The organism is Streptomyces sp. NPDC007856, assembly GCF_042868225.1.
GTDB lineage: Bacteria > Actinomycetota > Actinomycetes > Streptomycetales > Streptomycetaceae > Streptomyces.
Window position 1 is genome coordinate 1 of record NZ_JBIAEC010000061.1, and the last position, 10290, is coordinate 10290.

The following is a 10290-nucleotide window of genomic DNA, read 5'->3' on the forward strand; positions in this document are numbered from 1 at the left end:
TGATCAGCAACCGGGTTGCGTCCGGGTGGTGCACCTGTCCGCGGCGCTGCCACCAGCGGCGTATGGACTCCACAGCGAACTCGGCGGTGTCGTGGGCGGTCCCGACGTTGACCCAGCCGGTGTTGGTGGCGATGTCGTAGATCCCATACGGGATGGCGACGGGCTGGTCGCTGGTGGTGAAGGTGTGGCAGTCGACTTTGATCGGGTCCTTGCCTGGACGCCAGGTGCGACCGGGCCGGTCTCGGTTGCCGAGCCATTCCTTGGCCTTGGTGTCGACGCTGATCACCGGCTGTCCGTCGTCGAGGCAGGCGGTGGCCGTGGCGTTCAGGTGGGCGAACTGGGCGTCGCGGTCCGGATGGCCGGCGCCCTCGGTGGTCTTGACGGTGCCCTGCAGGCTATAGCCGAGGCCGTGCAGCAGGCGCCCGACGGTTGCGGCACTGACCGGATGGCCCTGTGAGGTCAGAGTCGAGGCCAGGGCTCGCAGCGACAAGGTGGTCCATCGTAACGGGGAGACGGGATCACCCCGGGTGTGCGGCTCGATCAGCGCCTCCAGAGCCGGCAGCAGGCCGGGGTCGGTGACGGTCAACGGCTTGCGGCCGGCTCCCGCAGCCCGGACCCTCCGCGTCGGCACCGGCTCCCCGGCCAGTTCGGTGACGCCACGCGCGATGGTGGCGGAGCTGGTCCCGGAGGCGGCAGCAACCAGAGTGATCCCCCCATGGCCGATGGCCGCGGCCTCGCTGGCTAGGTAGAGCCGACGGCGGCGCTCGTCGAGATGCGGCAGGATCCGATCGAACTTGGCTCGTAAGGCGGTGACGGGCGGACGCACGCTCATGGTCCACCGTCCCACGAACTCCGCCTGAGCAAGCAGTAATTGAAATACAAGCCCCCGGCCGCACCGAGAATTGCCAGATCGGCGTCTTCGCCGCCTACGCCTCCACCCTGGGCCGGGCTCTGGTCGACCGCGAGCTCTACCTCCCGAAGTCCTGGACCGAGGACCGGGAACGCTGCCGCACCGCAAGGGTCCCCGACGAGCGGGAGTTCACCACCAAAGGCGAACTGGCCCGGCACATGGTGCTGCGGGCCCTGGTCTCGCCGCTGCCCATCGCCTGGGTCACCGCGGATTCCGCCTACGGTCAGGACAACCGATTCCGCCGGCTGCTGGAGCAGTCGGGTGTCGGATACGTACTGGCTGTCCCCAAGTCCCAGTTCAGCGTGGGCTGTTCACGGATCGAGGGCCTGTTCGCGCAGGCCCCGGACGAGGCATGGGAGAAAGTCTCCTGCGGCGACGGTGCGAAGGGGCCCCGCGTCTACCACTGGGCAGCAGTGCGGCTGCCGGCCGTCGCCGAATTCGACTATCAGGGCGAGGTCCCTCACCGGATGCGGTGGGCACTGGCCCGGCGCAGCATCAGCAAGCCCGACGAGATCGCCTACTACCTCGCCTACGCGCCCCTTCAGGTCACCGTCCAGGAGCTGGTGCGGGTCGCCGGGGCGCGCTGGGCGATCGAGGAGTGCTTCCAGGCCGCGAAGAACGAGTGCGGCCTGGACCAGTACGAAGTCCGCCGCTACGTGGGCTGGTACCGGCACATCACTCTGGCCATGCTCGCGCACGCCTTCCTGGCCGCCACGGCACACCAGGTTCGGGAAAAGGGGGCGGAACAGGTGAGACACCCGGGGCAATCGGGCTCACAGTGGCGGAGGTTCGGCGACTCCTGGCAGCTTGTCGTCCCCGGCCCTCCCACCTGCGCGGACATCGAGGACGGCGTCACGCGCTGAACTGGTCGAACTGGCGCCGCCGACGCCAAGCAGTCGCCCGCCGCTGCCACTTCCTGCGGCGTTGCCGCACGATCGAGGGGCGGTCTCCGTGAGACCGCCCCCGCACGATCGAAGTCCCGCTACACTCCCGCCACCCGGCGAAAAGACCAGGTCAGACACCGAAATCCTGCTGGAGTACTAGCCGGGCGGCGCCCAAACGTCCGGCCCGGCTTCCCGCCACTCCACCCAGGCCGCGCTCGCCACGTCTTCGGGCTCGACGTCTTCGGATCCGGCCTGGCGTAGGAACTCGACGATGTCGAGCAGCGTGTACGCCATGCCCATGAAGTGGCTGCCGACGCGGACTCGCCTGCCGCCGTCCTCGGCCGGTGGGTAGACGACGACCTGTGGTGTCTCGGTCACCTTTTCAGAGTGCGGCGCGGGCCGGCAGCGCGCATGCGGGACGCCAGAGCCGTTCGTAGTCTGGTGGTGCTCGGGGCAATCACGGAGGTCTACCGATGCCCCGAACCATATGGTCAGGCGCTATTTCTTTCGGATTGGTCACCGTTCCGATCAACGTACAGAGCGCGACCGAGGACCACAGCATCCACTTCCACCAGTACCACCTCGAGGACATGGGGCGCGTCCGTTACCGCAAGGTGTGCGAGCTGGAGGACCGCGAGGTCGACCAGTCCGAGATCGGCAAGGGCTACGAACTGACCCGTGACCGGGTCATTCCGATCACCGATGAGGAACTGAGCAACCTCCCGCTGCCGACGGCGAAGGCGATCGAGATCGACGCCTTCGTGTCGATGGAGGACATCGACCCGATCCGCATGGGCGCCGGGTACTACCTCGCCGCGGGCGGGCAGGTCGCCGCGAAGCCGTACAAGCTGCTCGTCGAAGCGCTGCGTCGCTCCAGCAGGGTGGCCATCGCGAAGTACGCGTGGAGTGGCCGCGAGAGGCTGGGCATGCTCCGGGTCCATGGCGACGCCCTGGTCCTGCAGGAACTGCTGTGGCCCGACGAGATCCGCGACCCCACCGAGCTGCTCCCGTCACCGGCCGAGGTGACCGAGGACGAGATCGAAGGGGCGCTCGCCCTCATGGACACCATGACGGTCGACGCGCTGGAGGGCGAGGAGTTCACCGACCGGTACACGGAGGCGATCGCCCAGATCATCGAGGCCAAGCGCGAGGAGAAGCCGCTTCCCGAAGCGCCCGAGCCGGAGCAGCCGGCCCAGGTCCTGGATCTGATGGCCGCGCTGAATGAGTCGGTGCAGAAGGCCAAGGCCTCCCGCACGGGGAGCGCGGGCCCGGCGCAGGTGCACGAGCTGCCGGAGCCGAAGAAGAAGACCACCGCGAAGAAGCAGCCGGCCAAGAAGACCGCGGCGAAGAAGACGGCCGCCAAGAAGACGACGGGCCGCCGTTCGCGCAGCGCCTGACCGCGCTGACGCTAGTCCAGGATGCCGAGTGCGTTGTCCGGCCGGCAGTGGACGCACGCGGGCACCTGCCGTCGCAGCGTGTCGAGCGCCTGCTGCCGGGTCACCGGGCGGCACCGCCCGCTCTTGGCCGCCGCCCAGCAGCTGCCGGTGTGCACGGCATCCACGTTCTGGCGGTTGAGCCCGAACTGGATCAGCCATTCCGGCTCCGGCGGCCGGCGCTCCTCGCCCTGCCGCCGCTCGCGCTCGCGCCGTTTCTCGTCGGCGATCCACCGGTCGATCAGGGCCAGCTGCCGCGAGGTCTGCTGCTCGACGACGCGGCGGGCGAACCGCAGCATGTCGAGGCGGGTCGGCGGGGAATCGTCGTGCACCGTGTTCCTCCGCGCTGCGCCGGTGCGTTTCGCCTTGCCTGGAAAATCGAACACGCGCTCTAATATCAGTATGCACCGTGTAGAGCACCTCACCGACACCCAGGAGCGCGTCCTGCGTTGCATCCGGCAGGCGATCGCCGACCGCGGCGAGGCGCCGACGGTGCGGGAGATCGGGGACGCGCTCGGCATGCGCAGCCGGTCCAGCGTCCACTACCAGTTGGTCGAGCTGGAGACGAAGCAGGCGATCGTCCGGGAGCCGGGTCGGCCGAGAGGGATCCGGCTCGCATGACCAGGCCGGGCCGCTACTACCTGCTGCTCGCTGCTGCAGAGCGGCCGGTGCAGCACGGCTGGTGGGAGAGCGAGGGCGTGGCCCGCGACAAGTTCCGCGACTGGGTCGGCCAGTACGGGGGCGCCATGCCCGCAGCGCGCGTCACCCTGTCGGACGACGACAGCGGCGCTGTCCTGGACGCGTGGCCCGACCGGCGGTAGCCCGCCCCTGGCGCGCGGCGGGCGGGGCCGGCGTCTTGTCGGTCAGCGGTGTTCGGTGGGGTCGGGCCCGTCGTCGGGCGGGGGATTCCAGTCGTCCGGCTTGCCCCACCGCTCCCGCATCTGGCCCTTCCGAGCCTCCGGTGTCTCAAGCCACCGCTGTGACGTGCCCTCCCGCGGCGGGTAGGGCCAGCGGGCCCGCTCGATGCCGGTGATGTGCAGCAGGCGGTCCTGCCCGGCGTGCCGCATCAACAGCCGGTCAGGCGGCGGAGGGAGTGCTTTCCCGGTGAGCTTCGGGGAGTGGTTCTCGGCCAGCCACCACCGCAGCCAGCCGTAGACGGCCGAGGAGTACAACGGCACCAGGGCCGGGACGTTGTCTTCGGCGGTGACCTCGAACTGGTAGCCGCGGCGTACGGGATCGTCCCCGGCGAGCACGGCCACCACGCACCGATCCGGCTCGAACGCCGATGTGACCAGGCATCCAGGCAGGCGCCACATGAGCTGGTCTACGTCCAGGCCGGCCGGGCCCAGCGCCCGCATCACGACCACCGACGCGTCCTGCGCGGCCAGAATGTCGTGGTCACGGACACCGAGGCGCCCCACGGTCACCTGGCACGGGCCCGGCCGGAGGTAGACCAGCCGGGTCCAGACGTCCGGCTCGGCGACGCCAGCGAAGGGATCCGCGAAGGCGCCGGCGGGGTGGGTCGTGAGGGTCACCCGCAGGACTCCGTCCGGGCCGGGAGCAGACTCGGCCACGATCTCCACAGCGCCGTGCGGCCCGTACGGGAAGCGGGGCTCCGGTGGCTCGTACGGGGGCGGTGTCATGGCAGGCAGCATGTCATTCAACGAGCCGGTGCGGCAGCGGAGTCGGCGCCGACAGCGAGACCGGGCGAGTCAGTACAAGCGCGATGCGACACCGACCTGCACCGCGCGGTCGCGTCGGTGAACCAGGTCACCTGAGACAGAGGCCAGATCGGCAGAGACGGGACACCCGCGACCCGGGCGCCCGTCACAGCGAAGCTGGACGAGTCTCATCAAAGTTCGACTGGCAAGCGTTCGTCTCATCGGACTTTGGTCCCCCAGGGGCGCGGACCGATGTCGGTGGTGGGGGCTAGGGTGCACTGCCGTGGACGCTGCTGATCTTGATTACCGGGTCCGGACGTTGTCCGGCTGCATTCCACCGCTGCTGGTCTCGCGGCTTCTTGAGCTCGGCCATTCGGCGGAGGTGGAGTTCCAGGCCGGGTGTGGGGAGTGGTTCTGCGCGCGGGAGTGGGCACGCCTGCTCGGCGGGCAGGGCCGACAGGCAGAGGCGCTGGAGGTGCTCGCGCCTTATGTCGCGACGGGCTGGTGGCCGGCCGTCCGGGCTGAGGCGGAGCTGCTGGAGGGCTGGGGACGAGTTGAGGAGGCGATCGAGCGGGCCCGGCCGTACGCGCAGGCGGGCGATCGGCTGGCACTGGAGTTCTTCGCACGTCTGCTGGCCCGTCACGACCGTGGCGTCGAGACGCTCACCCTGCTGAGAGCCGGGATCGACGACTGGTTCCTCGCCGACTGTCTCGTCGACATCGCCGAAGGCGCGGGCCTGAGTGAGGAGGCGGCCGCGTTGCTGGAGGGCCGGGTCGAGGCGGTCCCCGCTTGTGGCGATCCCGACTGCGACAACCGTCGGACCGAGCCATCCAATGCCGTCGAACTGCTGGCCGCGATCCGGGAGCGCCAAGGCCGCGTCGAGGAAGCCATCGCCCTGCTGCACACCCGCACCACCACCTCCGTCAACGGCCGTGACCAGTTGGCCGACCTGCTGGCCAGGCACGACCGGATCGAGGAACTGCGCGTGTACGCGGCGACCGAGTACCACGGGCACGCCGCGCAGCGCCTTGCCGAAGTGCTGGAGGAGCGCGGTGACATCGAAGGAGCGATCGACGTGTACCGGCAGCCGGGCGACTCTCCGGCCCGCCGGTGTCACGGTGCCGTGTTTCTGTCCGAGCTCCTGGCCCGTCACGGACGGGGCGATGAGGCGATCGAGGTGATGCGAACACTCGCGGATTCACCCGGCGGCGAGGAAGACTGGATAGTCAACGCACTGTGCACTCTGTACGCCGACCACGGCCGCGCCCACGACGGCCTGGCCTACCTCGATGTCCTCAAGGCGCGCCACGACGGTGAGGAGGAGTGGGACTTCTTCAGGATGAGGCTTCGGCTCATGGCCGAGTGCGGCCTGCTCGAGGAAGCAATCGAGCAGGCGCGGGCGCATCCCGAGGGCGACACCTGGTACGCGGCCTGGAGCGTTTCCGACCTGCTGGCCAAGGCTGGCCGCACGGAGGAAGCCGTCGCCGTCCTCGAACAGCACCTGCCCTTCAACAGCGCCCTCCTCGCTCGGCACCTCATCGACCTCGGCCGCATCAAGGACGCTGTAGGGGTTCTGCAAGAGCCGAGGACTCAACCGGCCGAACCCGTGTGGACTGGCACCTTCTCTCCCGAACTCCCTGTCTGATACTGCTGACTCCGGGCCACACACGCTGGTGAGAAACCACGGTCCGCCTTCGCCGAGACGGGTCAGCCTGAGTCAGCCCACCCTGCTCGGCACGGCCAGGGGGCTGAGAATGCAGTCGGCCGAAGATCTGATCGAGGTCGAGGAGAACGGTCTGGTGTAGAGGGCAGCGATCGGACGCGGGAGTCGGGTCGCCGTCCGGGCCCTCAACAGCAACGGCGACTTCCCGCAGTGCTGGACCTTCCACACCCGCAGAGAAGGTGAACGCCGCTACTCCCGGCCCGGCCAGCACAACAACGAATTCCTGGCCTGACCGGCGTGCTCACTCCAGAAGAGCTGCACCCAACTGGAAATCGGCGCAGCCCGCTGACATCGTCGACACCTGAGGGAACTGGGCGAACTATCGATCGAAGTCACAGGGCTCATGACGACGCCCTCCGGTGATCAGACCGTGCCCGTGCCCGTGCGGGTCGTCCTGCCGCTGGCGTCTGGCTGTGTTTGTTGTGCGGCGCCGAGCTGGTTCTCTATCGAGTGACCTGTTGTTGCTCATGTGGGCAAGCTGACGGAGATACGCCGAGGAAGCGGCCTGAGTCGTCGGCCGGCTGCGGGGATGTACTTGGCGCCCTCGGAACCTTTGTCGCTGGGGGGCCTGGCGCGCGTCGTCAGCCGGTCAGGTGGGCCACCACCGAACCCATCGCGTGGCGCAGGGCCGGACGAATCTCCTCAGGTGCATCGACGGTCTCGAAGTCATGGTGGCCGTTCGGGACGTCGACCACTTCCAGGTGCGCCCCACAGTCCTCGGTCGCGGTCACAAACGCCTCCACGGTGGCGGCGATCTCGAGTGTCTCTCGCCCCGCACGGCTGGCGTAGAGCAAAGCGACCCGACTCGGGAGTCGGGTCGCTTTGCCTCTATGGGGCCTTAGCTGCCTACGGCTCGCAGGTGCCGTCCGGACGGCCCGCGGTCCTCGAATATCTGCGGGGCGAGCCGGTAGAGCTTCACGCTGCCGACACTGCCGGTCTCTTCCATCCAGCCGGCCGCGACGAGCTCCTTCCGCGTGCGGGAGAACACGGGTGGCGTCATACCTGCTGTAGTAGCCAGCTCGCTCGCCTTGATCATCACAGTGCCGTCAGGTCGCTGCTCCGAAGATGCGTAGAGCATCACGACGATCCGCTGATTCGGGTTGAGTACACGCCCGGTCTTCTTGAGCAGGTACTGAACGTCTTCCGCATCGTGAATCCTCATCAGGCCTCGTCCTTCTTCCGGCGCCGCCGGTCGCGGGGCTCCCGTACCTTGGTCTCCGGTGGGTTCCAGTCCTTCACCGCTTCCCGGTGCGCGAAACCAGTGCCGATGAACGCAAGGTATGGCGTGCACCTGTAGAAGGTGGTCCGCCCGAGCCCGCCCGCTTCGACCAGCAGGCGGGCCTTCTTGAGCACCTTCACCACTCTCGATAGAGCATCGGGGCTCATGCCGAGCTCTGCCGCGATATCTGCCCCCGTCCGCATGATGGCCTCCTCGCTCGTCTCCGTGGCGAACCAGTACCAAGCGAGAACCCTGAACTCCTTGTCGGTCAGACCGGAGGCGGCAGAGGCGAGTTCACGGCCCTTGCGGATGCCCACGTTGATGTGGGCGCCACCGTCGAACGCATAGTTGGCGCGGCGTACCTCTTCGACCTCACCTGTGTCCTGATCGACCAGCGCGAGAATCTTCCGCGCCTGCTCTGCCATCGAGAGCCGTCCCTCCAGTTGATGTGAAGCCAGCTAAGCGATCCGACTCGTGGAGCGGATCAGTTACCAGGAAGAGCATTACCAGATTGCTAAGTGATCCGGCTACAGAGTCGGCTCGGTGTGCCGCGAGCACACTGAGCAGATCGCTACGCGATCCGATCCCAGAGTCGGATCAATCCGCTTGCAGAGTCGGGTCAACCCGCCCCCAGAGTCGGATTGACCCGATCCGGCAATCGGCAATGATGATCTCCGGATCGGGTATCCCGCTCCCTGAATCGGGTCGCCCCGCGCGTCTGTGCAGGTCACAGAGGTGCGGCGGCTGCGCCTTCTTAATGCAGCTCTGGGAACGCAAGCACAGGCCTCACGGGAGGCCCTGCGGGCCGTCGCTACCGCGCCGGTCCTCGGGCGTGTCTCACGCGTCTGCCGCTCACCCGCGGGCCGCCTGTGGCCGAGGCCGTACCAGCAACAACATGGCGTGGCTGAGCTGGCACCGTGGCTGAGGCGCATACGCGTGCCTGATCGGTTATCCGCGCCACCGTCGTGGCGCGCTGGCCGGGGCTGAGGTAGCGAAGGACACGAGGGAAGCCTTTTCGGTCAGCGAACCGGAGGGCGGTGCCCACGTCGGGTCCAGGGCATCCAAAGCGCGGTGAGCGCGTCCTTCATCAGGTCGCCCGGCTGGCTGGCCCGCTGGGCACGCACGTTATTGATCCATGCACCGAGCCCCACGTCGGCTCCATCGATGGGTTCACGATGGCACGGGGGATATCGAGGTGCCCCTCGCGGGCGTGGAACCAGGGGGCGGCCGTGAAGTCCAGCTCGCGCTGCTCGCCGCGGCGAACTGCTCCCGACGAGGGAGGAAGCAGCACAGTGCCCGGCGCCATCCCGGAGCGACAGCCCTCACCCAGAGGAGCCACCACGCAGGCACGGTTACGGGCTGTGCTCTAGTGTCGTAGTGCCTCGCGCTACTGACAGGACTCGTGGGGCATGGGCGGCCCCCCACGCTTCGCGCCCTGGTCAAGGGGCCGCCCGTCCGCCCTCACTCCATCGCGGCCGGCTTGGCCAACGCAACACGGCAGCCAGGACGATGGCCGGCAGTGGGGACGGTGGGAGAGTGGGTGCATGTGTGGTCGATACGTCTCCACCCGCAGGCCCCAGGACCTCGTCCAGCTCTTCCATGTCACCGACTGGCGTGCCGATGAGATGCTCGAGCCGAACTGGAACGTGGCTCCGACCAACGATGTGTGGGCCGTTTTTGAACGCACCTCGCGCGACAGCGACGACGCCGGGGAGGTGGGCAGGGAGCTACGGCCGCTGCGCTGGGGCCTGGTGCCATCGTGGGCGAAGGACCTCAAGATCGGCGCACGGATGATCAACGCCCGTGTGGAGACCGTGCACGAAAAACCTGCTTTCCGCAGCGCGTTCCTCAAGCGCCGCTGCCTGCTGCCGGCCGACGGTTTCTACGAGTGGCAGCAGGCCAAGGACCCCGCAACCGGCAAGACCCGCAAGCAGCCGTACTTCATCCACCCAGAGGACGACCAGGTGATGGCGCTCGCCGGGCTGTACGAGTACTGGCGCAACCGTGAGGTCAAACAGGACGACGACCCCACGGCCTGGCTGATGACCTGCACCATCATCACCACCGAGGCCACCGACGCCGCCGGCCGTGTGCACCCCCGTATGCCGCTCGCACTCAGCCCCGACCACTATGACGCCTGGCTCGACCCCGGCCACCAGGGCCCCGACGACCTGCGCACCATGCTCGATCAGCCCGCAGGGGGCCACCTGGACGCCCGGCCCGTCGCGACGGCCGTCAACAACGTCCGCAACAACGGCCCCCAGCTACTCGAAGAGGTCGCTCCATAGCGATCGCCGAACTGTCCGGCCGACCGCACGATAGGTGCCGACGGCTCACGCCCGGCGGCTTGTGGCCCGCCCGGGACGGTCATGTCCCCTGGGGTGGTGTAGCGAGGTCGATCTGATCTTTGTAGATCGTGTCCATGCTTCCCTCGGGTAGATAGCGGCGGGGGAAGGCGAT

The 10290-nt window shown here is 68.3% G+C and carries 13 protein-coding genes; 6 read left to right on the forward strand and 7 right to left on the reverse strand.

Features of this window, described 5'->3' with window-relative positions:
- Nucleotides 1–832 (reverse strand): ISAzo13 family transposase (locus ACFYOH_RS43780; protein WP_388637713.1); only part of this gene is annotated, 832 nt, incomplete at its 3' end.
- A gap of 44 nt (nucleotides 833–876) precedes the next feature.
- On the opposite strand from ACFYOH_RS43780, the gene ACFYOH_RS43785 reads away from it, so the two are divergent.
- Nucleotides 877–1773, forward strand: a complete 897-nt coding sequence (locus ACFYOH_RS43785) for an IS701 family transposase (RefSeq protein ID WP_388637744.1) — start codon at nucleotides 877–879, stop codon at nucleotides 1771–1773.
- Nucleotides 1774–1950: 177 nt separating this feature from the next.
- On the opposite strand, the gene ACFYOH_RS43790 is transcribed toward ACFYOH_RS43785, so the two are convergent.
- Nucleotides 1951–2172: a hypothetical protein gene (locus ACFYOH_RS43790; protein ID WP_388637716.1), complete on the reverse strand. Its 222-nt coding sequence runs from the start codon at nucleotides 2170–2172 to the stop codon at nucleotides 1951–1953.
- 95 nt (nucleotides 2173–2267) lie between these two features.
- On the opposite strand from ACFYOH_RS43790, the gene ACFYOH_RS43795 reads away from it, so the two are divergent.
- A complete protein-coding gene (locus ACFYOH_RS43795) occupies nucleotides 2268–3191 on the forward strand; it encodes a Ku protein (protein ID WP_388637719.1) in 924 nt (307 codons plus the stop codon).
- Nucleotides 3192–3202: 11 nt separating this feature from the next.
- Here the strand turns inward: ACFYOH_RS43795 and ACFYOH_RS43800 are convergent, their stop codons facing one another.
- On the reverse strand, nucleotides 3203–3559 hold the full coding sequence (locus ACFYOH_RS43800) for a DUF6233 domain-containing protein (RefSeq protein ID WP_388637722.1): 357 nt from the start codon (nucleotides 3557–3559) through the stop codon (nucleotides 3203–3205).
- Nucleotides 3560–3629: 70 nt separating this feature from the next.
- On the opposite strand from ACFYOH_RS43800, the gene ACFYOH_RS43805 reads away from it, so the two are divergent.
- Both ACFYOH_RS43805 and ACFYOH_RS43810 read left to right on the forward strand, forming a co-directional pair.
- Nucleotides 3630–3848, forward strand: a complete 219-nt coding sequence (locus tag ACFYOH_RS43805) for a hypothetical protein (RefSeq protein WP_388637725.1) — start codon at nucleotides 3630–3632, stop codon at nucleotides 3846–3848.
- Entirely contained in the window at nucleotides 3845–4048 is a 204-nt protein-coding gene (locus ACFYOH_RS43810) for a hypothetical protein (RefSeq protein WP_388637728.1), read from the forward strand. The genes ACFYOH_RS43805 and ACFYOH_RS43810 overlap by 4 nt, the downstream gene beginning before the upstream one ends.
- A 42-nt stretch (nucleotides 4049–4090) precedes the next feature.
- Here ACFYOH_RS43810 and ACFYOH_RS43815 read toward each other — a convergent pair whose 3' ends face one another.
- A complete protein-coding gene (locus tag ACFYOH_RS43815) occupies nucleotides 4091–4870 on the reverse strand; it encodes a hypothetical protein (RefSeq protein WP_388637731.1) in 780 nt (259 codons plus the stop codon).
- A 301-nt stretch (nucleotides 4871–5171) separates the two neighbouring features.
- Here ACFYOH_RS43815 and ACFYOH_RS43820 point away from each other — a divergent pair, with 301 nt between their 5' ends.
- Nucleotides 5172–6533: a hypothetical protein gene (locus ACFYOH_RS43820; RefSeq protein WP_388637734.1), complete on the forward strand. Its 1362-nt coding sequence runs from the start codon at nucleotides 5172–5174 to the stop codon at nucleotides 6531–6533.
- A 659-nt stretch (nucleotides 6534–7192) separates the two neighbouring features.
- On the opposite strand, the gene ACFYOH_RS43825 is transcribed toward ACFYOH_RS43820, so the two are convergent.
- From ACFYOH_RS43825 to ACFYOH_RS43835, 3 genes are all read right to left on the reverse strand, one after another.
- The gene (locus ACFYOH_RS43825; RefSeq protein WP_388637737.1) at nucleotides 7193–7342 is read right to left on the reverse strand and encodes a hypothetical protein; all 150 of its coding nucleotides are present in this window, start codon (nucleotides 7340–7342) and stop codon (nucleotides 7193–7195) included.
- A 107-nt stretch (nucleotides 7343–7449) separates the two neighbouring features.
- Nucleotides 7450–7773: a replication initiation protein, RepL2 gene (locus ACFYOH_RS43830; RefSeq protein ID WP_351552645.1), complete on the reverse strand. Its 324-nt coding sequence runs from the start codon at nucleotides 7771–7773 to the stop codon at nucleotides 7450–7452.
- Nucleotides 7773–8255, reverse strand: coding sequence for a helix-turn-helix domain-containing protein (locus ACFYOH_RS43835; protein ID WP_351552642.1), 483 nt, complete (start codon nucleotides 8253–8255; stop codon nucleotides 7773–7775). The genes ACFYOH_RS43830 and ACFYOH_RS43835 overlap by 1 nt, the downstream gene beginning before the upstream one ends.
- 1119 nt (nucleotides 8256–9374) lie before the next feature.
- Here ACFYOH_RS43835 and ACFYOH_RS43840 point away from each other — a divergent pair.
- Complete coding sequence (locus tag ACFYOH_RS43840; RefSeq protein WP_388637741.1) at nucleotides 9375–10118, forward strand: SOS response-associated peptidase; 744 nt, start codon at nucleotides 9375–9377, stop codon at nucleotides 10116–10118.
- The last annotated feature ends 172 nt before the right edge of the window (nucleotides 10119–10290 follow it).